Source organism: Enterobacter sp. FUJ80071 (genome assembly GCF_038739915.1).
GTDB classification, from domain to species: Bacteria; Pseudomonadota; Gammaproteobacteria; order Enterobacterales; family Enterobacteriaceae; genus Enterobacter; species Enterobacter kobei.
In genome coordinates this window covers 1,784,455-1,806,296 of record NZ_JBBXKH010000001.1, presented here as the reverse complement: position 1 = coordinate 1,806,296, position 21,842 = coordinate 1,784,455, and the positions used below count along the sequence as shown (strand labels likewise).

20 protein-coding genes are annotated in these 21,842 nt (G+C 55.5%); 5 read left to right on the top strand and 15 right to left on the bottom strand.

What is annotated here, in order from left to right:
* Positions 1 to 27: 27 nt before the first annotated feature.
* Entirely contained in the window at positions 28 to 1,257 is a 1,230-nt protein-coding gene (locus AAER43_RS08615) for an HDOD domain-containing protein (RefSeq protein ID WP_050862967.1), read from the bottom strand.
* A gap of 237 nt (positions 1,258 to 1,494) precedes the next feature.
* On the opposite strand from AAER43_RS08615, the gene AAER43_RS08610 reads away from it, so the two are divergent.
* Complete coding sequence (locus AAER43_RS08610) at positions 1,495 to 3,426, top strand: methyl-accepting chemotaxis protein (RefSeq protein WP_050862966.1); 1,932 nt, start codon at positions 1,495 to 1,497, stop codon at positions 3,424 to 3,426.
* A 45-nt stretch (positions 3,427 to 3,471) separates the two neighbouring features.
* Here AAER43_RS08610 and cobB read toward each other — a convergent pair whose 3' ends face one another.
* From cobB to lolC, 5 genes are read right to left on the bottom strand one after another with little or no spacing between them, the layout of a single operon-like run.
* Positions 3,472 to 4,293: a Sir2 family NAD+-dependent deacetylase gene (cobB, locus tag AAER43_RS08605; RefSeq protein WP_032636980.1), complete on the bottom strand. Its 822-nt coding sequence runs from the start codon at positions 4,291 to 4,293 to the stop codon at positions 3,472 to 3,474.
* A gap of 14 nt (positions 4,294 to 4,307) precedes the next feature.
* Positions 4,308 to 5,219 (bottom strand): N-acetylglucosamine kinase, encoded by a 912-nt coding sequence (gene nagK / locus AAER43_RS08600; RefSeq protein ID WP_023332717.1) that lies wholly within the window; start codon positions 5,217 to 5,219, stop codon positions 4,308 to 4,310.
* A 53-nt stretch (positions 5,220 to 5,272) separates the two neighbouring features.
* Positions 5,273 to 6,517, bottom strand: coding sequence for a lipoprotein-releasing ABC transporter permease subunit LolE (gene lolE / locus AAER43_RS08595; protein WP_050862965.1), 1,245 nt, complete (start codon positions 6,515 to 6,517; stop codon positions 5,273 to 5,275).
* A complete protein-coding gene (lolD, locus tag AAER43_RS08590) occupies positions 6,517 to 7,218 on the bottom strand; it encodes a lipoprotein-releasing ABC transporter ATP-binding protein LolD (protein ID WP_023332716.1) in 702 nt (233 codons plus the stop codon). Before lolD ends, lolE begins: the two co-directional genes overlap by 1 nt.
* Complete coding sequence (lolC, locus tag AAER43_RS08585) at positions 7,211 to 8,410, bottom strand: lipoprotein-releasing ABC transporter permease subunit LolC (RefSeq protein ID WP_014883405.1); 1,200 nt, start codon at positions 8,408 to 8,410, stop codon at positions 7,211 to 7,213. The genes lolD and lolC overlap by 8 nt, the downstream gene beginning before the upstream one ends.
* 258 nt (positions 8,411 to 8,668) lie before the next feature.
* Between lolC and AAER43_RS08580 the strand changes: the two genes are divergently transcribed.
* The 3 genes from AAER43_RS08580 (at position 8,669) to AAER43_RS08570 (ending at position 14,452) form a co-directional block, all read left to right on the top strand.
* Positions 8,669 to 9,742: an acyltransferase family protein gene (locus tag AAER43_RS08580; RefSeq protein WP_050862964.1), complete on the top strand. Its 1,074-nt coding sequence runs from the start codon at positions 8,669 to 8,671 to the stop codon at positions 9,740 to 9,742.
* A 149-nt stretch (positions 9,743 to 9,891) separates the two neighbouring features.
* The gene (gene mfd / locus AAER43_RS08575; RefSeq protein ID WP_050862963.1) at positions 9,892 to 13,338 is read left to right on the top strand and encodes a transcription-repair coupling factor; all 3,447 of its coding nucleotides are present in this window, start codon (positions 9,892 to 9,894) and stop codon (positions 13,336 to 13,338) included.
* Positions 13,339 to 13,486: 148 nt separating this feature from the next.
* Positions 13,487 to 14,452: a L,D-transpeptidase family protein gene (locus AAER43_RS08570; RefSeq protein ID WP_023332712.1), complete on the top strand. Its 966-nt coding sequence runs from the start codon at positions 13,487 to 13,489 to the stop codon at positions 14,450 to 14,452.
* A 75-nt stretch (positions 14,453 to 14,527) separates the two neighbouring features.
* Here the strand turns inward: AAER43_RS08570 and bhsA are convergent, their stop codons facing one another.
* Entirely contained in the window at positions 14,528 to 14,785 is a 258-nt protein-coding gene (bhsA, locus tag AAER43_RS08565) for a multiple stress resistance protein BhsA (RefSeq protein ID WP_014883401.1), read from the bottom strand.
* A 244-nt stretch (positions 14,786 to 15,029) separates the two neighbouring features.
* Here bhsA and comR point away from each other — a divergent pair, with 244 nt between their 5' ends.
* Positions 15,030 to 15,665: a TetR family copper-responsive transcriptional repressor ComR gene (gene comR, locus AAER43_RS08560; RefSeq protein ID WP_014883400.1), complete on the top strand. Its 636-nt coding sequence runs from the start codon at positions 15,030 to 15,032 to the stop codon at positions 15,663 to 15,665.
* A 59-nt stretch (positions 15,666 to 15,724) separates the two neighbouring features.
* Here comR and AAER43_RS08555 read toward each other — a convergent pair whose 3' ends face one another.
* The 8 genes from AAER43_RS08555 to hinT form a co-directional block, all read right to left on the bottom strand.
* Entirely contained in the window at positions 15,725 to 16,264 is a 540-nt protein-coding gene (locus tag AAER43_RS08555) for a glycine zipper 2TM domain-containing protein (RefSeq protein ID WP_008500779.1), read from the bottom strand.
* A gap of 193 nt (positions 16,265 to 16,457) precedes the next feature.
* Positions 16,458 to 17,762, bottom strand: coding sequence for an NAD(P)/FAD-dependent oxidoreductase (locus AAER43_RS08550; RefSeq protein WP_023337096.1), 1,305 nt, complete (start codon positions 17,760 to 17,762; stop codon positions 16,458 to 16,460).
* Between the two features lie 237 nt (positions 17,763 to 17,999).
* Positions 18,000 to 18,542, bottom strand: coding sequence for an alpha/beta hydrolase YcfP (gene ycfP / locus AAER43_RS08545; protein WP_014883398.1), 543 nt, complete (start codon positions 18,540 to 18,542; stop codon positions 18,000 to 18,002).
* A gap of 34 nt (positions 18,543 to 18,576) precedes the next feature.
* Positions 18,577 to 19,602 (bottom strand): beta-N-acetylhexosaminidase, encoded by a 1,026-nt coding sequence (gene nagZ, locus AAER43_RS08540; RefSeq protein WP_045282245.1) that lies wholly within the window; start codon positions 19,600 to 19,602, stop codon positions 18,577 to 18,579.
* Between the two features lie 11 nt (positions 19,603 to 19,613).
* On the bottom strand, positions 19,614 to 20,438 hold the full coding sequence (gene thiK, locus AAER43_RS08535) for a thiamine kinase (protein WP_050862962.1): 825 nt from the start codon (positions 20,436 to 20,438) through the stop codon (positions 19,614 to 19,616).
* Positions 20,419 to 21,066 (bottom strand): penicillin-binding protein activator LpoB, encoded by a 648-nt coding sequence (gene lpoB, locus AAER43_RS08530; protein ID WP_023337094.1) that lies wholly within the window; start codon positions 21,064 to 21,066, stop codon positions 20,419 to 20,421. The genes thiK and lpoB overlap by 20 nt, the downstream gene beginning before the upstream one ends.
* A gap of 10 nt (positions 21,067 to 21,076) precedes the next feature.
* The gene (locus AAER43_RS08525; protein ID WP_023332707.1) at positions 21,077 to 21,451 is read right to left on the bottom strand and encodes a YcfL family protein; all 375 of its coding nucleotides are present in this window, start codon (positions 21,449 to 21,451) and stop codon (positions 21,077 to 21,079) included.
* A gap of 1 nt (position 21,452) precedes the next feature.
* Positions 21,453 to 21,812: a purine nucleoside phosphoramidase gene (gene hinT, locus AAER43_RS08520; protein WP_008500786.1), complete on the bottom strand. Its 360-nt coding sequence runs from the start codon at positions 21,810 to 21,812 to the stop codon at positions 21,453 to 21,455.
* Positions 21,813 to 21,842 lie beyond the last annotated feature (30 nt).

The following is a 21,842-nucleotide window of genomic DNA, read 5'->3' as shown; positions in this document are numbered from 1 at the left end:
ACGCCGTGCGAACGGCGTGAGGAAGCATTAACTGGCCGCATTCTCGCCAGCCCAAATCGTCGCCCTTCTCATCGCCTCGACCACATCATCATCCGACAGCCCCAGTGCGTGACTCAGTCTTGTCGCCTCCTCCCACTGCTGTTGCTCGTAGTAACGACAGAGTGCGATCATATCAGCTAGCTGCCCCTCCTGATGGCATAGTGCGTTGCTCACGCTCTGCGGTACCGCAATCTGCTTCATCAACTCGGTCATCGGTAGTTCAAGGAGAGTATCCAGCAGCGAGAACAGGCCGCACAGAAAGGCATTTTCAGCCAGCGTCGGTTCGTTTATCGCCTCTGCGATCAATTCGCAGAATTTCCCACGCATCATGCTCAACGGATAAAGCTCGCTGACGGTGTCATTGTCCGCACTCGCCAGGACCACGACGGCAACGAACCGTCTCAGCTGATTCTCCCCAAGATAGCGGAGTACCTCACTCAGGGTTAACTTGCTGAAATTACAGGCACCAACATGTTTAAATGCCGTGTGCTTCATGTAGCGCATAATTTTCCAGGAGAGGGTGAGATCACTTTTTATCAGCGACTCGATAATGCGATAATCAGGTTTATTACGTCCGATTTCCATTTGCAGGCGGAAAATCGCAAGCTGATTTTGCGATAAGCGTTTATATTTAATCATCTCCGGACGGCAGAAAAAATAACCCTGAAACAGAGAAAATCCTTCATCTCTGAATCGAATAAATTCCTCTTTAGTCTCAATTTTTTCAGCGAGATATTTTATATGTGCGGTCTCTTTTTTACGCGATGCCAGATACTGTTTAATTTGCGCTAAGGTATAATTTCTGACATCGAATTTCAGAACCGAAATATAAGGTAAAAACGCATCCCATTCCGGAGCGAGGGTGAAATCATCGAGTGCAAAGTGGTAGCCGTGCGCATTCATCTCTCTGACGGCCTGCAAAAGCTCAGCCCCCGGAACCGCATCTTCCAGTATCTCAATGACCACGCTCTCTTTATCGAGCGCTTCTCCGCTCCGGTCGATGACCATCCGGGAGGGAAAATTAATAAACGACGTGTGCTCCCCGGCGATCCGTTGCGCGGGTACACATAAAAACTGATCTGATATCATTCTGGATGTCGCATATTCCGCCGAGACATCCGGAAAACGGTTTGTCATTCCCTCTCTGAAGAGCAGTTCATAGGCGACCGTCTTCATCTCCGGGTTAAAAATGGGTTGTCTGGCGATAAATCCGTACATATCCCATCCTCCTCTACCACTTAATATTTATTAGCATCCTCTTTCTACACGACGATAACGAGCATTATCGAGCACTATTTTGATTGAATGCACAAAATAAAAGCATCCACACTAATTAACAGGGTTTATATTCTCAGAATTTAAATTAAATACTCCCGGTACTCTACAGAAAGAGAGTGATATATCCGATAAGTAATATGTGCCTGACCGACACGCACACGATTACGGGAGATAAGAATGCAAAACGCCAAGGTCCGAAGATCAAAAATGAGCGTCAAAACGTTAATGCTATTGTCCATTTTTCTCACCGTGACGGTAGGCTTTACCGCCACGATTGGTTTTATGATGTGGCAGTGGATGGCGCAGCAGGACAGTCTGGCCAAAAAACATATCCGCCAGATTGCTGAGGTGCAGTCTTTGCAGGTAAGTAAGGAGATGGATTCCGCGCTGGCTGCCGCCAGGGATATGGGCAACAGTGCCCTGGCGCTGAGGGATGCGGGCATCTCCGATCGCCAAAGTCTCAACCAGCTGCTGATCCATTATCTTGCGGCCCACCCGCAGTTTCTCTCCATGTCGATGGCTTTTGAGCCCAACGCGTTTGACCATCAGGATGCCGCCTTTGCCGGACAGAGCGGAGAGGATCCTGCCGGACGCTTTGCCCGCTATGTCGACCGCGATGCCTCTGGCAAACCCGCACTGCACCTGCTGACGGACCTGGAAACACCCGGCAGCGGCGATTATTACCTGCTGCCGAAGCAACGGCAAAAAGAGGTGATCATCGAACCCTATATCTACCCGTACAATGGCGTAGACGTCATGCTTACCTCCATTGCCGCCCCCATTATGGCTGACGGCAAGTTTCTGGGATCGGTCACCTCTGACTTTTCACTCGCCACGCTGCAAGCCATGACTGGGGCAATAAAACCGTGGAACGGGACTGGCTATGCCCTGCTCCTCTCAGCGGAAAATAAAGTGGTATTCAGCCCGGACAAACAGGCCACCGGAAAGCCTTACGCGGGGAAGATAACGGGCCATGATGTCATCCGGGAAAACGATCCACTGCTGAATGAGGAGGCATTTATTACCTGGCAGGATATTGCAATTGGTAACAGCCAGACGCCGTGGAAGCTGGCCATCGTCACTCCGGTCAGTGAGGTGATGGCCGAGGCGCGTGCATTTTTGCTGAAAGCCATTGTCCTTATGGTGCTCAGTATCGTAGTGGTGAGCCTGGTCATGGCGCAAATCTTTACGCGTAAAGTTGACCGACCGGTGGGTGGCGAACCTTCTGACGCCGCCGGGATTGCCCTGGCCGTCGCCCGCGGGGAGCTGAACAATACAATTCCGGTGCGCGCGGGAGATACTCGCAGTATTTTTTACGCCCTGCACACCATGCAGATGCAGCTCAAACGCATCGTCGACAACATCAGCGATGCCAGCCATTCCGTGCGGGGTGGCACCAGCGAGATTTCGGCAGGTAACCTTGACCTTGCCTCGCGAACCGAGGAGCAGGCAGCAGCGATTGTGGAAACCGCGGCCAGCATGGAAGAGATTTCGGCCACGGTGAAGAATAATGCCGACAATGCGCACAAAGCAACCACGCTGACCGACCGCGCCGCCAGCCTCGCCGGACATGGCGAAACGCTGGTGAACGACGTCGTCACGGTGATCGGCGAGATTGATGACAGCGCGCGTAAGATCGGTGAGATCAACAGCATTGTCGATGGCATTGCCTTCCAGACCAATATCCTGGCGCTAAACGCTGCCGTAGAAGCCGCACGGGCGGGTGAGCAGGGACGCGGTTTTGCGGTGGTGGCCGGTGAAGTCCGTAACCTGGCCCAGCGGAGCGCTAACGCAGCAAAAGAGATTTCTCAGCTCATTGCCGAATCGTCTGGCCGCGTCAACAAAGGCGTTGAGCTGGTCAATGAAACCGGCGTGATGATGAAACAGGTTATCGAGGCGGTGTCGCATGTGCATCTGGTGATCAACGATATCGTTCAGGCGCTGGACGAGCAAAATCGGGGGATTAGCCAGGTCAGCACCGCCGTGAATCAGATGGACAGCACAACCCAGCAGAACGCCGCTCTGGTGCAGCAGATCTCAGCCGCGGCGCTCTCACTGGACGAGCAGGCTAAATCGCTGGAGAAGACGCTGGCGTTCTTTCATTCGTAAATCGTCAGGCACCCGCAGGACGGGTGCCTTTTTACACCATTGCCGCTACAGCCCTTTCAGCAGCTTGTCGACAAATTCCGGGACGACCGCGCTTGCCAGACCGTAGTGTTTCTCTTCAAACTCGCTGCCCACCTGGCTTGGCTCCAGATTGAGCTCAACCGTATGGGCGCCGTGCAGTCGCGCTTCGTGAACAAACCCCGCCGCCGGGTAAACATGGCCGGATGTACCAATGGCGATGAACACGTCCGCCATCGCCAGCGCGCTGTAGATATCATCCATCCCCAGGGGCATCTCCCCGAACCACACCACGTGCGGGCGCAGGCGTGCGGGGAACTGACAGCAGTGGCATTTGTCTTCTGGCAGCACGTCCTCTTTCCAGTCCAGCACCTGGCCGCTCCAGGCACAGCGAACTTTGAGCAACTCACCGTGCATGTGGATGATGTTCTTGTTACCGGCTCGCTCATGCAGGTTGTCGATATTCTGCGTCACCAGCAGGAAACGATCCCCCAGCGCCTCTTCCAGCTTCGCCAGCGCCAGATGCGCCGGATTGGGCGCAATCTCAGGCTGCTGCAGCTGGCGACGGCGGGCGTTGTAAAACGCCTGCACGAGTTCCGGATCGCGGGCAAAACCTTCCGGCGTGGCGACATCCTCCACGCGGTGTTCTTCCCACAGTCCGTCCGCCGCGCGGAAGGTTCGAATTCCTGACTCAGCGGAGATCCCCGCCCCGGTCAGCACCACCACTCTGGGTTTATCCATCGCTTCTGGCATCATTCTGTCTCTGAAAAAGATCCGCTGACGCAAGCGCTCACGTAAGCGGCGTTTGTTTTTGCGAAAACGGCTGAGTCGACCCTGGCGACGCGACAGCATAGAAACCTCGTAAACTAATCGGTGAGATGAAGGAATGCGGCTCCGCGCATGCCTCCTGCGTCCCCGTGTCGCGCACGTTCAATACGCGGCACGCGTGCAACCGGCAATAAATGTCGGGGCAAACGCCCGGACAACTGTTCCGTAATCGCAGTGAAGTTTGACAACCCTCCCCCAATCACCAGCAGATCCGGGTCGACGATAGTGAGAATATTTCCCAGACATACCGCCAGCAGATCCAGATAGCGCTCAACGTGCTCACGCGCCTGCGCATCCCCTTGCTCCCACAAGGTAATGATTTGAGGGGCCTCAAGTTTCTGATGATAGAAGTGTTCGTAAAGCCATGCAAACCCGCGGCCGGAGAGGTAGTTCTCAATACAGCCGTGCTGGCCGCAGCCGCAGCGGGTCAGCGGAAACTCACGCCCGACAACGTCCAGGGCATCCACCGGCAAGCGGATATGGCCGAACTCACCGGTGATATAGCTACGCCCGGTGATGGGCTTACCGTTGATCACGATCCCTCCGCCGACGCCCGTGCCGAGGATCAGTCCCATGACCAATGGATACTGACGGAATTCATCATCCCAGGCTTCAGAGAGCGCAAAACAGTTGGCATCGTTATCTAAACGCACGTCGCGTTCAAGGCGGGCAGAGAGATCGGCGCGCAGCGCTTTGCCGCTGGCAGCAGGTACGTTGGCGGCATACAGCGTGCCGTCGTCGGTTTCGGGCATGCCCGGAATACCAATGCCGACGCTGCCTTTGACGCCAAAGCGTTCATCTGCTTGCGCCACCAGCGCGGCAATGGCGGTTAAAAATTCGTCGTAGCTCTCGCGCGGCGTGGGAACGCGCGTTTCCCACTGCAGCCTGAGGTCTTTATCAAATACGCCGAGCGCAATCTTGGTGCCGCCAATATCAAATCCATAATACATAGTGCATTCCTCTTTTGACCTGGCGGCCCAAAAGCCGCTAGATCATGACGTAATTACTGGCCACTTAATACCCTCGCCGGATCAATTCGGCTTGCGCGACGCGCCGGATACCAGCTTGCCAGCAGACTCAGTAAAAGTGCTGTAACCAGCACATAAAAAACGTCCAGCCAGTGCAATTCAGACGGCAGGAAGTCAATAAAATAGATATCACCCGACAGGAACTGGTGACCAATAAGCTTTTCAATGCCGTTGATAATTGGCGTCAACTGCAGGGAAACTACCACGCCAATCACCACGCCACACAGGCTGCCGAACAATCCTGCCAGCAAACCGTACCAGACGAAGATGGCGCGAATAAGACCGTCTTTCGCCCCGAGCGTTCTCAGCACGGCAATGTCACCGCTCTTGTCCTTGACTGCCATCACCAGCGTCGAGACGATATTAAAGCACGCGACGCCAATCACCAGCACCATCGCCAGATACATAATCGCGCGGATCATCTGGATATCACGGTACATATACCCGTAAGTGCCGATCCAGCTTTTGATGTAAACATAGTTATTGGTCACGCTGCCCGCGTCGCGTACCAGTTTGTTGGCATTAAAGACGTCGTTCACCTTAATTGCAATGCCCGTCACGCTGTCGCCCATGTCGAGATACTGCCGCGCATCTTCCATCGGCACCATCGCAAAGCTATGGTCAAGCTGACCGCTCAGCTGAAGAATACCGGTGACGTGCAGGCGCACGCGTTTCGGCTGCTGCAATTTGTGATCGGCGCTGGCGTTCGGGATCATGATCGACACCCAGTCGCCCTGCTTCACCTTCAGGGCATCTGCAACGCCTTTGCCCATGATGATCTGCTGCTCGCCGGCCTTAAAGTTTGCCCACGCGCCGTTCTGCACATATTTCGGCAACGCGCTCAGGCGTTCTTCCTGGGCGGGGTTCACCCCTTTCACCTTGATGGCACGCAGGTTTACCCCGCTCTCCACCAGCCCGGTAAAGTTGATATAGGGCGCGGCAGCAGCGATGCCCGGGACTTTCTCTACTTTGTTGAGCGCATCGCTCCAGTGGGTCCAGGGCTGGTTAACCGGCTCGATTTCCCCGTGCGGTACCACCGCCAGAATGCGGTTATTCAGTTCGCGCTCGAAGCCGTTCATGGCGCTCAGGCCGACAATCAACACCGCCACGCCCAGCGCAATTCCGATGGTCGAGATGACGGAGATGAGCGACACCATGCCGCCGCGACGGCGACCGCGGCTAAAGCGTAACCCGATGAGTAACGATAACGGTGAAGCCATTACTCCGCTCCCATCAGGGTCAGTTCTGCATTCAGATGACCGTCACGCATTTCAAGCTGGCGCCCCATGCGTTTTGCCAGCTGCAGATCGTGGGTGACCACCAGAAACGCGGTGCCCTGCGAGGCGTTAAGTTCACCCAAAAGCTGGAAAATACTGTCCGCATTACGCGCATCCAGGTTACCGGTCGGTTCATCCGCCAGCACCAGACGCGGGTTGTTGACCAACGCACGGGCAATGGCCACGCGCTGACGTTCGCCGCCGGAAAGCTCCGATGGACGGTGATTGCCACGGTGACCCAGCCCTACTGCGTTCAGCATGTCGCTGGCGCGGGCGTTAATTTCTGCCGGTTTCTTTTTGCCAATCAGCAACGGCATCGCCACGTTTTCCAGCGCCGTGAAGTCCGGCAGCAGGTGGTGGAACTGGTAGATAAAGCCCAGCTCGCGATTACGCAGCTCGGCCTTCGCCGCTGAGGACATTTTGCTCATCGGCTGGCCGGAAAAAATCACGTCGCCGCTGGTTGGGGTATCCAGCCCGCCCAGCAGGTGCAGCAGCGTACTTTTGCCCGAGCCGGAGCTGCCGACAATCGCCATCATCTCGCCTTCGCCCACGCTGAAGCTCACATTGTGCAGCACGTCGGTCTGCACAGCGCCTTCCTGATAGCGTTTGGACAGGTTGTCGCATTGCAACAGGATCTTATTCATAACGTAAAGCCTCAGCGGGTTGAGTGGCGGCAGCGCGCCAGGAAGGATAAAGCGTCGAAAGCAGCGCAATGGCCATCGCGGCCAGCGCAATACCGATAACCTGCAGCGGCTCGATAGCCACCGGCAGCGCCGCGCCATCAAGCAGCGCGCCGATGATCGGCATTAAATTATTAAGCTGGCTGGCAAGCAGAGCGCCGAGCCCCGCCCCCAGCAGCGCGCCGATAATGCCGGCGCTGGCACCCTGCACCATAAAGACCGCCATGATCTGGCGCGGCGTGAGCCCCTGGGTTTGCAGGATGGCGACCTCGCCCTGCTTTTCCATCACCATCAGACCCAGAGAGGTGATGATGTTAAAAGCGGCCACGGCCACGATCAGGCTCAACAGCAGCCCCATCATGTTTTTTTCCATACGCACGGCCTGGAACAGTTCGCCTTTACGTTCGCGCCAGTCCTGCCATTTGGTGCCGTCCGGCAGTTTTTGCTGGCTGAGGGTATCAACCTTCAGCGGCGCGTCGAGCCACAGGCGCCAGCCCGTGATGTTCCCTGCCGGGTAACGCATCAGGCGCGAAGCATCCTGAATGTTAACCAGCATCTGATAACCATCGACTTCGCTGTTGGCGGCAAAGGTACCAATTACGTTAAACAGGCGCTGGCTTGGCAGGCGCCCCATCGGCGTAAACTGACTGGCAGAGGGCACCATCACACGCAGCTGGTCGCCACGGTTGACGCCAAGCTGGCCGGCAAGCTGCTCACCCAGAATAACGTTGTATTTTCCGGCGGCCAGATCGGTCTGCTTCACGTTAACCAGGTACGGGGTCAGCGGATCGTTTTGTGCAGGGTCAATACCCAGCATGACGCCGACCGCCACGCTGCGGGCGCTTTGCAGCACCACGTCGCCGGTTGTTAACGGCGCAACGCGCGTGACACCCTGTAACTTCGCCGCACTTTCCGGCAGCTGTTGCGGGTTCAGCGAACCGTTGGTGGAGGAGAGAACGGCCTGCGGCATCAGCCCCAGGATGTTGTTTTGCAGCTCGCGCTCGAAGCCATTCATGACGGAAAGGACCGTCACCAGTGCCATCACGCCGAGCGTAATGCCAATAGTCGAAAGCCAGGAGACAAAGCGACCGAAGCGGTCCGCGGCGCGCCCACGCATGTAACGTAAGCCTATGAAGAGTGCGACAGGTTGATACATGAAATCCGTCTGTTTGCTGATAGCAGACCCACGAGTATATAAGCGAATCCGTTAAGCGTAAATGACTGAAACCGTAAGCTTTGGTAATCATTTTTCTGAAAAATTCAGATAAATCAGCGTGCTATTGTCTGAATTGTCGCCTCGCAACCTCCACCTTTTCCGAAAAACCTCCTGATACAGACTGTTACCCGTTACATCCCGGTTTCATTTCACAACAATTGCTCGTTCGTTTATGGCAATTTAAGGTAGTCGCGAACAATGAAGCAAAAAGCATTATGGATTAACCAGATAAAAGGGCTGTGTATCTGCCTGGTGGTTATCTATCATTCGGTCATCACCTTTTATCCGCACCTGAGCGGGCTGCAACACCCGCTATCCGGCCTTCTCGCGAAATGTTGGGTCTATTTTAATCTCTACCTCGCCCCATTCCGCATGCCGGTATTCTTCTTTATCTCCGGCTATCTGATCCGTCGTTATATCGATGAGGTGAACTGGCGAACCAGTCTCGACAAACGGATCTGGAGCATTGTCTGGGTTCTGGTCCTGTGGGGGGTTCTGCAATGGCAGGCATTGACCCACCTGAATGCCTGGCTGGCGCCCGACCGTGAGCTTGCCACCTCCTCGAACGCGGCCTACGCCGATTCCCTCTCAGGATTTGTACGCGGTATGCTCACCGCCAGCACCAGCCTGTGGTATCTGTATGCTCTGGTCGTCTACTTCACGCTGTGTAAACTGCTGAGCCGCTGGAAGCTACCGGTTCTCGGGCTGCTGGCACTGGCGAGCGTCGCGATCAACTTCCTGCCGTTGCCGTGGTGGGGAATGAACAGCGTAGTTCGCAACATGATCTACTACAGCCTCGGAGCGTGGTATGGCGCAGAGCTGATGGCGTGGATGAAAAGTTTTAACCTGCGCCGTACGTGGCTGGCGACAGGCGCGTTCTCCGCCGTCTCCGTGGTGCTGTGGTTTGCTAACGTTCCTCTCCTGCTTTCCCTGCTGTCGATTGTGTTGATCATGAAGCTTTTCTACAGTATTGAGCAGCGTTACGCCGTGCATCCCAACAATCTGCTGAACGTGATTGGCTCCAACACCATTGCGATCTATACCACCCACCGCATCCTCATTGAGGCCTTCAGCCTGTTCCTGATTGGCGAGATGAATGCCGCATACTGGCCGGTCTGGGCAGAGCTGGGCTTAATTCTGGTCTATCCGTTTGCCAGCCTGCTTATCTGCACCCTTGCCGGGCTCGGGGTGCGCAAACTCTCCACCGCGCTGTTTGGCGATCTTTTCTTCTCTCCTCCGTCAACGCTCTCCCTGTCACCGTCCCCCCGCTAATGCCCTCTCCGCCCCCGTTTTGGGGGCGGAAAGTCACCCCGTGCGGTTACAATTTGCTTATGTAAAACGATCGAGGATAATAAAGACATTGCGTATCAGTGATATGCCCCAATACTGTTGGTATATCCATAAGAGACTCTGACATAGCCATGCCTGAACACTATCGTTATTCCTTGCCTGTCAAAGCGGGCGACCAGCGCCAGTTGGGTGAACTTACGGGCGCGGCGTGCGCCACGCTGGTGGCAGAAATTGCTGAGCGACACCCCGGCCCGGTGGTGCTTGTTGCCCCGGATATGCAAAATGCCCTGCGCCTGCACGACGAAATCCGCCAGTTCACCGATAGCCTGGTGTTCAGCCTGGCCGACTGGGAAACGCTGCCGTATGACAGCTTCTCTCCGCATCAGGAGATCATCTCCTCGCGCCTGTCGACGCTCTACCAGTTGCCGACCATGCAGCGCGGTGTGCTGATTGTGCCGGTAAATACCCTGATGCAGCGCGTCTGTCCGCACAGCTATCTGCATGGTCATGCGCTGGTGATGAAAAAAGGCCAGCGCCTGTCCCGTGATGCCCTGCGCGAGCAGCTTGACGGTGCCGGCTATCGCCATGTCGATCAGGTGATGGAGCACGGGGAATACGCAACCCGCGGCGCGTTGCTTGACCTTTATCCCATGGGCAGCGACCAGCCGTATCGTCTCGATTTCTTCGATGATGAAATCGACAGCCTGCGCGTGTTCGACGCCGACACCCAGCGCACGCTGGAGGAAGTAGAGTCCATTAACTTACTGCCCGCGCATGAATTCCCGACGGACAAAACTGCCATCGAACTGTTCCGCAGCCAGTGGCGCGATAAGTTCGACGTCAAGCGTGATGCCGAGCACATCTATCAGCAGGTCAGCAAAGGCACGCTCCCGGCCGGGATCGAATACTGGCAGCCGTTGTTCTTTAACGAGCCGCTGCCTGCCCTGTTCAGCTACTTCCCGACAAATACGCTGATTGTGAACACCGGCGATATCGACGCCAGCGCCAGCCGTTTCGAAAGCGAAACCCACGCCCGCTTCGAAAACCGGGGCGTTGACCCGATGCGTCCGCTGCTGCCGCCGGAAGCGCTGTGGCTGCGTACCGACGAACTCAATGCGGAGCTGAAGCGCTGGCCGCGGATCCAGCTCAAAACCGATTCGCTTGCCGATAAGGCCGCCAACACCAACCTCGCCTTCCGGACGCTGCCGGACCTGGCCGTACAGGCGCAGCAGAAATCGCCGCTGGATAATCTGCGCAAGTTCCTGGAGTCCTTTACCGGCCCGGTGGTGTTCTCCGTTGAGAGTGAAGGCCGCCGCGAAGCACTCGGCGAGCTGCTGGGTCGAATAAAAGTTGCGCCGAAACGCATTCAGCGCCTGAGCGACGCGGCCGGAAACGGCCGTTATCTGATGATTGGTGCCGCCGAACACGGGTTTATTGATACGCTCAACAACCTGGCGCTGATTTGCGAAAGCGATCTGCTGGGTGAGCGCGTCGCGCGGCGCCGTCAGGACAGCCGTCGAACCATTAACCCGGACACGCTGATCCGTAACCTGGCCGAACTGCATCCGGGCCAGCCCATTGTTCACCTGGAACATGGCGTTGGGCGCTATCAGGGAATGACCACGCTGGAAGCCGGCGGCATCAAAGGTGAATATCTGATGCTGACCTACGCCAACGACGCCAAACTGTATGTTCCGGTGTCGTCCCTGCATCTGATCAGCCGATACGCGGGTGGCGCGGAGGATAACGCCCCGCTGCACAAACTGGGCGGCGATGCCTGGGCTCGCGCGCGCCAGAAAGCGGCGGAGAAAGTACGCGACGTGGCGGCCGAGCTGCTGGATATCTACGCCCAGCGCGCGGCCAAAGAGGGCTTCGCCTTTAAGCATGATAAAGAGCAGTACCAGCTGTTCTGCGACAGCTTCCCGTTTGAAACCACGCCGGACCAGGCACAGGCCATCAACGCCGTACTGAGCGACATGTGCCAGCCGCTGGCGATGGACCGCTTAGTCTGCGGCGACGTCGGCTTCGGCAAAACCGAAGTGGCGATGCGCGCCGCCTTCCTGGCGGTTGAAAACAACAAGCAGGTGGCGGTGCTGGTGCCGACCACCCTGCTCGCCCAGCAGCACTTCGACAACTTCCGCGACCGTTTCGCCAACTGGCCGGTGCGCATTGAGATGCTGTCACGTTTTCGCAGCGCCAAAGAGCAGACGCAGATCCTCGAACAGGCAAGCGAAGGCAAAATCGATATTCTGATAGGTACGCACAAGCTGCTGCAAAGCGACGTGAAGTGGAAAGATCTGGGGCTGCTGATCGTCGATGAAGAGCACCGCTTCGGGGTGCGCCATAAAGAACGCATCAAAGCGATGCGCGCCGACGTCGATATTCTGACCCTGACCGCAACGCCAATTCCGCGTACGCTGAACATGGCGATGAGCGGCATGCGCGATCTGTCGATTATCGCCACACCACCGGCGCGTCGTCTGGCGGTGAAAACCTTTGTCCGCGAGTACGATAATCTGGTGGTACGCGAGGCGATCCTGCGTGAGGTACTGCGCGGGGGCCAGGTTTATTATCTTTATAACGACGTTGAAAATATCCAGAAAGCCGCGGACAGGCTGGCCGAACTGGTACCTGAAGCGCGTATTGCCATCGGCCACGGGCAGATGCGCGAGCGGGAGCTGGAGCGGGTGATGAACGACTTCCACCACCAGCGCTTTAACGTACTGGTGTGTACCACCATCATTGAGACCGGCATTGATATCCCGACGGCGAATACCATCATTATTGAGCGTGCGGATCACTTTGGTCTGGCGCAGCTTCATCAGCTGCGCGGTCGCGTCGGCCGTTCGCATCATCAGGCTTACGCCTGGCTGTTGACCCCGCATCCGAAAGCGATGACCACCGACGCGCAAAAGCGTCTGGAAGCCATCGCCTCGCTGGAAGACCTCGGTGCAGGCTTTGCGCTGGCCACGCACGATCTTGAGATCCGTGGTGCCGGCGAACTGCTGGGCGAGGATCAGAGCGGCTCCATGGAAACCATCGGCTTCTCGCTCTATATGGAGCTGCTGGAAAACGCGGTTGATGCCCTGAAGGCCGGACGCGAGCCGTCGCTGGAAGATCTCACCAGCCAGCAGACCGAGGTCGAGTTGCGTATGCCGTCCCTGCTGCCGGATGATTTCATTCCTGATGTGAATACCCGCCTGTCATTCTACAAACGCATTGCCAGCGCGAAGAATGAAAATGAGCTGGAAGAGATCAAAGTGGAACTGATTGACCGCTTTGGCCTGCTGCCCGATGCGGCGAGAAATCTGCTGGATATCGCGCGGCTGCGCCAGCAGGCGCAGAAGCTGGGGATCCGCAAACTTGAAGGTAATGAAAAAGGCGGCGTCATTGAATTCGCCGAGAAGAACCACGTCAACCCGATGTGGCTGATTGGCCTGCTGCAAAAACAGCCGCAGTATTTCCGCCTGGATGGGCCAACCCGTCTGAAATTTACCCAGGAGCTGGCGGATCGCAAAACCCGTATGGACTGGGTGCGTAACTTTATGCGGCAGCTCGAAGAGAACGCGGTCGCGTAATCTGACCTCCCCCCGTTAGCCAGTGCTGCCGGGGGGACAATTTACAAACTCTTTGCACTTCACCCGATCTTCCCGACACACCCTTTCGCCATAATTATCATTAACACCCTATAAAACAATAACCTTATCATTTATATGGATTATGGTGATGATGACCTCTTCGCGTTTTACCCGCTGGATAACCCTGTTTACGCTGGCTGCCGCCGTCGCGGTTGCACTTCCCGCTCGCGCAAACACCTGGCCTCTTCCACCGCCTGGCAGCAAGCTGGTCGGGGAAAACCGCTTTCATGTGGTTGAAAATAATGGCGGTTCACTGGAAGCGATTGCCAAAAAATATAACGTCGGTTTTCTGGCTCTGCTGCAGGCGAACCCCGGCGTCGATCCGTATGTCCCGCGAGCGGGCAGCGTACTGACGATCCCGTTACAAACTCTCCTGCCGGATGCCCCGCGCGAGGGGATCGTCATAAACCTGGCTGAGTTACGTCTCTATTATTATCCGCCGGGTAAAAATGAAGTGACCGTCTACCCTATCGGTATCGGTCAACTGGGCGGCGACACCCTGACACCGACGATGGTGACGACCGTCTCGGATAAACGGGCGAATCCAACCTGGACGCCAACGGCCAACATTCGTGCCCGTTATAAAGCCCAGGGCATCGATCTTCCCGCGGTTGTTCCGGCTGGCCCGGATAACCCTATGGGGCACCACGCGATCCGCCTGGCGGCATACGGTGGGGTTTACCTGCTGCACGGAACGAATGCCGACTTTGGCATCGGCATGCGCGTCAGCTCCGGCTGTATTCGTCTGCGCGATGACGATATCAAAACGCTGTTCAATGTCGTTACGCCAGGGACTAAAGTGAATATTATCAACACGCCGATTAAAGTCTCTGAGGAGCCGGGCGGCGTACGGCTGGTCGAAATTCACCAGCCGCTCTCAAAAAATATCGACGACGATCCGCAGACGTTACCCATTAACCTGAATGCTGCGATGGTGAGCTTTAAAACGAATGCGAATACCGAGAGCCAGGTGATGGAACGTGCGATGGAGGCCCGGTCAGGCATGCCGACCGATGTCACCCGGCATCACGATATCGTTCAGCAGTCGATGTAAAACAGAACGTAAAACGCCCTGCTTAGCAGGGCGTTTTTTATTGCAGTGGCATAAATGAGGGTGTTTATGCCCGGCTTATTTGTAAATAACAGCAGTGCCGTGCAGCGTGTTAGGACCGGTCACAGAGGTGATGCGGTAGGATTTTGCACCCATTGCTTCCGCTTTTTGTGCCAGCTGATCTTCCAGTGAACCCAGGTTAGTCCCGGCAGACGCAGAGATCGTCCCGACTTTATGCTGATCGGCTGGCGTTGACTGAACTTGTACAGCAGCAACGCTTGCGAAAGAAAGTGAACTCAGTACGGCTGCAGCGATGAGGGTTTTTACGTTTTTCATGATGTTTACCTTTGGCAGATGAATTTGGAGGTCGTTAGATATTTAGTTAACGATCGATAGGTAAATCATAAATGTGATCCAGCTCACGCGTCAACACAATTTTATAACGAGCATTAATTAATTTTTAAAGTCGTTAATTTTCATACATATATGATTAATTTATTTTTAAGCATTCTGCACTGGTGGTGGGTTGCGTTTATTTTTATAATGGTTATTCAACAAATCAACAGAGGACCAACGGCAAATGACAACCGACGTCACGAGTTGTGCGAAGAAAAGCCGTGGCCGACCAAAAGTGTTTGACAGGGATGCAGCGCTTGATAAGGCCATGACTCTCTTCTGGCAACATGGGTATGAAGCGACCTCGCTTTCCGATCTGGTAGAAGCCACCGGCGCCAAAGCACCGACGCTCTATGCTGAATTTACCAACAAAGAGGGGCTGTTCAGGGCAGTGCTGGACAGATACATTTCGCGCTTTGCAGCGAAACACGAAGCCCAGCTGTTTTGTGAAGAGAAAAGCGTTGAACAGGCGCTACGGGATTACTTCACCGCCGTTGCCACCTGCTTCACCAGCAAAGATACGCCCGCGGGCTGCTTTATGATTAACACCTCCGCCACCCTGGCGGCAGCGTCGAAAGAGATCGCCAATACGGTGAAATCGCGTCATGCCATGCAGGAAGAGACGCTCAGCGCATTTTTGGCTCAACGCCAGCAGCGCGGTGAAATTCCCGCGCATTGTCAGCCGCAGATGCTGGCGCAGTACCTGAGCTGTATTTTGCAGGGTATGTCGATCAGCGCGCGTGAAGGCGCGACGCTGGAAAAACTGCAGAATATAACCGAAACCACACTACGCTTGTGGCCTGAACTCCTCAAAATTTGAGGTAAAAAAAAGCTCCTCAGCCTGAGCGCTTGAGGAGCTAAGTTCAGAGAACATCTTTTTTACACTTTGTTATTCAGTACCAGCTGGCCATTTCCATCCAGTGGGATTTGCGTTCCTGGGTCTTTATCCATACGGATTTTGCCCTGCTGATCGCCAATTTTGTAGGTGACGTCATAACCCAGCATTTTTTCCGACTTGTCATAGACGGTTTTACAACGCTGCTGAGTCGTGGTGTAAGTATCGTTATCCTGCATCGCACCCTGCACCTGGTTGCCGGCATAGCCGCCACCCAGCGCACCAACGACGGTCGCGACATCTTTACCCCGGCCACCGCCAAACTGGTGACCAATTACCCCACCCGCTACCGCACCCAGAACAGAGCCGGCAATACGGTTTTCATCCTGTACCGGACGACGGTGGGTCACGGAGACGTTACGGCACTCCTGACGAGGGGTTTTTACGGTTTCTTTAATGGGAGTAGCAGAAACCACCTGCGCATACTGCGGGCCGCGATCTAATACGTTGAGACTGGCAACAGCAGCCACACCTAACGCCGCTGCGACACCAATCCCTATACCCGCCAACATAGATTTATTCACGGGACTTCCTCCTTTGTTGCTATTGGTAACAATTTTGCAATGAAGCCACGGCTTCGCCAATAAGACAAAGGATCAAAAAGTGGACACTGGAGAGGGATATATCATGTTTAGGAGAACTCTTAAGCACCTAATCCATGACGGGCAGCATGATATGCTAAAAACTCCCTCCGGAGGGCCCGGAGGGAGTGAAAGATTAGTGGAGTTTAAGACGCGGACGGATGACGCGGTTGATTCTGCCCACCAGCATCATCAGACCCGTTTTGAAGTAGCCGTGCAATGCGATCTGGTGCATACGGTACAGTGAAATATAGACAAAGCGTGCTATGCGCCCTTCTACCATCATCGAGCCACGCATCAGGTTACCCATCAGGCTACCGACGGTAGAGAAGTTGGACAGCGATACCAGAGAGCCGTGGTCTTTATAGACATACGTCTTCATCGGTTTGCCTTTGTACTGCGCCAGAATATTATGCAGCACCAGGCTTGCCATCTGGTGCGCAGCCTGAGCACGCGGCGGCACGAAGCCACCTTCAGGGCGCGCGCAGGAAGCACAGTCGCCAATCGCAAAGATTTCCGGGTCGCGCGTGGTTTGCAGCGTTGGCTCCGTCACCAGCTGGTTAATGCGGTTCGTTTCCAGACCACCGATATCTTTCATAAAATCAGGCGCTTTGATACCTGCCGCCCAGACCATCAGATCCGCTTTGATGTACTCGCCGTCTTTGGTGTGCAGACCGCCTTCGTCGGCGCTGGTCACCATCGTCTGTGTCAGCACCCGCACACCCAGTTTGGTGAGTTCATTGTGCGCCGCACCGGAGATACGCGGAGGCAGCGCCGGGAGGATGCGTTCACCGGCTTCGACCAGCGTGACGTTCAGCGCGTCGTTTGTTAACCCTTTATACCCGTAGCTGTGCAGCTGTTTCACCGCATTGTGCAGCTCAGCAGAGAGCTCTACCCCCGTTGCCCCGCCGCCGACAATCGCAATGTTAACCTTGCCATTCGCACCCATGTTATTGGTGTACTTCAGGAACAGGTTCAGCATCTCCTGATGGAAACGACGTGCCTGGTGCGGGTTATCAAGGAAGATACAGTGCTCTTTCACGCCCGGCGTGTTGAAATCGTTAGAGGTACTGCCCAGCGCCATTACCAGCGTGTCATACGCCAGTTTGCGTTCAGGAACCAGCAGCTCGCCTTTTTCATCACGCAGCTCTGCCAGGGTGATGGTTTTGCTTTCACGGTTGATATCCACCACGGAACCCAGCTGAAACTGGAAATGGTGATTGCGTGCGTGCGCCAGATAGCTCAGCGCGTCCACGCCCTCATCCAGCGATCCGGTCGCCACTTCGTGCAGCAACGGTTTCCACAGGTGACTGTGGTTACGATCCACCAGCGTGATTTTGGCTTTTTTACCGCGACCCAGCTTCTTACCCAACTGTGTGGCCAGCTCCAGCCCGCCAGCACCACCGCCTACAATCACTATCTTTTTCAATGGCGTAGTCAACGTGACCCCCTCAAATTATTAACCAATTGTTAATTAAAAGTTATAAAAATAACCCTTAATTAACAACAGGTTACAGCACTGAAACCATTCAGGTGAATTGAGAATACCACGTCAGGCGCATTGGTCATACCAAAATTGATATGCATCAAGTTTTGATGGCTTAAAAGTAGACAATTCTGGACAAAAAGAAACCCGGTACGCATTAGCGACCGGGTTCCGGAGGTGACTGACTGTGGCTTAGCCCAGCGTTTTAAAGGCTTTTATGCGCTGCAGATGTGGGGAGATGTTCTTGAACTTATGGGTCTGTTCTTCATCCCAGACAATCTCATAGTAATGATGCAGAAGCTCCGCAGCCCGGTGGCTGTTGAGCGCCTCATCATTACGCGAAAGGATCACCAGACACCGGTCGCGGTTTTTATCGCGGAAATTACTGACGCACTTGGTGGCAATATCGACGTACTCTTCAGGGCGGTCAATTTTGCCTTCCATGTTCTCATTCGGGAAAAGGTTAGGATTAAATACAACCTGGCGAATGTCGCACAGAAAACCAATCCGCTCTGCCCAGTAGCCACCCAGGCCCACGCCGCAAATCAGCGGGCGATCGTCGATATTAAGCTGCAGCATCTTGTCCACTTCTTTGAGCAGATGCTGCATATCATGCTTCGGATGGCGCGTGCTGTAGCTGATCAACCGGACATCGGGATCGATAAACTGCAGCTGCAACACCTTCTCATGATTACCTGGACTGTTTGAGTCAAAACCGTGTAAATAGATGATCATTGTCTTCTCACCATGCTACGCCTTCCGGGAGGGATTACAGGCTGGCTTTGTGCGCCTGCCAGCGCTCATTCAGGTCTTCAAGCCGGGCGTTGACCGTCTTCCAGCGCGCCGAATCCATCAGATCCTGACGGCTAAATGAACCTTTATGATACAATTGTGTAACACGCTCTGCATTGATCGGCGACAGGTTATCCAGCACGCTAACAGCCCCTTTACGATTATTGCAGACCAGGATCATATCGCAACCTGCGTCCAGCGACGCCTGACCGCGTTCTGCATAGCTGCCCATAATTGCCGCCCCTTCCATCGACAAATCGTCGGAGAAAATCACGCCATTGAAACCCAGCTCCTGGCGCAATACGGTTTTCAGCCAGTGCGGAGAGCCACTGGCCGGCCGCGGGTCGACGTCGCTGTAAATCACGTGGGCAGGCATGATAGCGTCAAGTTTGTTATCGGTGATAAGTGAACGGAACACCGACATATCTTTGGCACGAATTTCCGCTTCCGGGCGCGGATCGCGCGGGGTCTCTTTGTGGGAATCCGCCGTCACGGCCCCGTGGCCCGGGAAGTGTTTGCCGGTGGTTTTCATACCTGCATCGTGCATCCCGTCGATAAATCGGGTCGCCATTGCCAGCGCAATACGCGGATCTTCATGGTATGAGCGCTCGCCAATAGCGGCGCTGATATGGCCCACATCAAGTACCGGGGCAAAACTGATATCGATATCCATGGCTATCATCTCGCAGGCCATCAGCCAGCCCGCTTCCTGCGCCAGTTTGCCCCCCTCTTCCGTACCGAGCAGCGCGGCAAAAGACTGGGCAGCCGGCAAACGGGTAAAACCGTCGCGAAAACGCTGCACGCGTCCACCTTCCTGATCGACGGCCACCACCAGATGATTGCGCGATGCCGCGCGGATCTGACGCACCAGTTCACGCAACTGCGCCGGATCGTGATAGTTGCGGGTAAACAGGATCAGGCCGCCAACCAGCGGATGCGCCAGAATGTCACGCTCCTCCGCATCCAGCTCAAAACCTTCAACATTCAACATGACTGGACCCACACTCACCTCTCTTATCCTTTCGTTTGTAACTGACGCCAGGCATCGTTTGCCAGCGCAATAAATTGTTTATCTCTGGACTGCTGAAGGCGAATTTCAAACCAGCCCGCCATCAGCATAATGACCCAGGGTCGCCAGCGTCTCACCTGCCGAGCCAGCGCGTCGGCGTCAATATGCGCTACTCTGGCATACTCTCTGATGAGCGTCAGCCGCGCGGCGTCACTTTCCGTCCAGACCGCGGCCAGCTCCAGCGCCACATCGCCGTCTCCGGCATATTCCCAGTCAATAAGTCTGGCTCCTCCTGACGTATGCACAATGTTCCCGGCGTGTACATCCATATGTAACGGTGAGAGCCGAATCGGTTGCGGCTCGCCCGCTTTACGCAGCCGTTTGAGATGCGCAAGCCAGACTGGGGTACGTCTTTTCGGGGAGGCTTGCTGCCAGTAGTGCTCAAGCAGCGGAAGTAACGCGATTCGCCACCCCAGACGCTGTTGCTGGTGCAGATGATACAGCATCGCCGCGAGCTCCGGGGTGTCCGGCAGCGCGCTTTTCACCTCGCCCTCAAGATAGTCGACGGCCATCCAGCCCTGTCGGAAAAAACGGGGTTCCGGCACGAGATCCGACGGAAGACGTCTGAGGGCACGAAACTGACGACGAAAATGGAAAGCGGGCGCGAAGGGATCGTGATTATGTCGTAAGACCAGACGGTGCGCGCCCTGCTCCAGAATACAACTCGCGCCGCCAAGCCCGGAGTGGGCCTGCGGCGCGATAAGGCGGTACTGCGGAAAATAGCGCGTCAGGATCGCATCACGCGTGCTGTCATTGTTGCGTAACCGCACCTTTACCTGACCAGATAATTTCGCCTGTCTGAACCAGCATCAGCTGCATCTGCAGGGCTGGGGTATTCACGTTGCCGGTCGCATTAGAGTACAGCACATACTGGGCGCCAACGTTGCGGGCAATCCCAATCGCCTTGCTGCGGGTGCCGAGGCTATCCTGCGGCGACAGGCCGAGTTGCTGTTTGGCCACCGCGAGCTGCTGAGCAGAGACCAGCGTAAACTTGCCGTTGTTCGCCAGGGCATTGCGCAGGGTTTCCGTCGCTTCGCCCGCGTTCAGCGAACCGTTAGTACGGTTGTTCACGCTGTCGACCAGCAGCACGCCGCCTGCCGTCACGCCCTGTGCCTGCAGCATTTTACCGACCATCGGTTGCATTGCACCGTTCCAGTCATAATGGCGCACGCGCGGCGTAGGCTGTGACGTCTGGTCCGGGTGCTCAATTGGACCAGGCTGTGACGGAATGGACGGTACAGACGGCACGGTTGGCTGTGGCTCCGTTGGCTTTGTCGGCTGCTCAGTACCCGGTTTAGCCTCTTCTACAGGTGCAGGCTGTTCAGTACGGGTCACACACCCTGCCAGAAACAGAGCGAAAGCGGTCACGAGCGCATAACGGCTCAAATTTTTAATCAAAGTTCACCCCTTACAGATAAAGATAAAGTCTTACCTTATGTGCACCCAAATAGCTGGCGCTGTCATAGATCGTTACCGACGACCTCGCCGGGAGGGTGACGCTGCGCGGCGCCTCCAGCGGATGCATTTCAAGACCTCTTACGTCATACCAGAAAAAACGGTAGTGGACCGTCACGGGTTCATTTCGTTCGTTAAAGAGCGCAGAGGAGGCTGAAGACTTAATTTCACTGACGGTTAACGCGGGCTGTTGCGCCGTAATACCCGCCGCCAGCACGGAGGACTCCATCACCAGCGTCTGTTCATCGCTCACGGGGATCGCCGGGCGCGTGCTGCATCCCACAATCATCATCGTCATTACCAGCGCTGCAATACGCCCTTTAAACATGTCAAAGACCTTTGTGTGCCAGCATCGGCCCCAGAGGACGTCCACCCAGCAGATGCATGTGAATATGATAAACTTCCTGGCCGCCATGACGATTACAGTTCATGATCAGACGGTAACCGTCTTCCGCTATGCCTTCCTGCTCGGCAATTTTCGCCGCCACCGTCAGCATACGACCTAACGCCACTTCGTGCTCGGTTTTTACGTCATTTACGGTCGGAATCAGAATATTGGGAATGATAAGGACGTGTGTCGGTGCCTGGGGGGAAATGTCCCGGAAAGCCGTCACCAGTTCATCCTGATAGACGATATCCGAGGGGATTTCGCGACGGATAATTTTACTGAAAATCGTTTCTTCAGCCATGACCTTTTCCTTTTTTGTTAAATCTGGCGT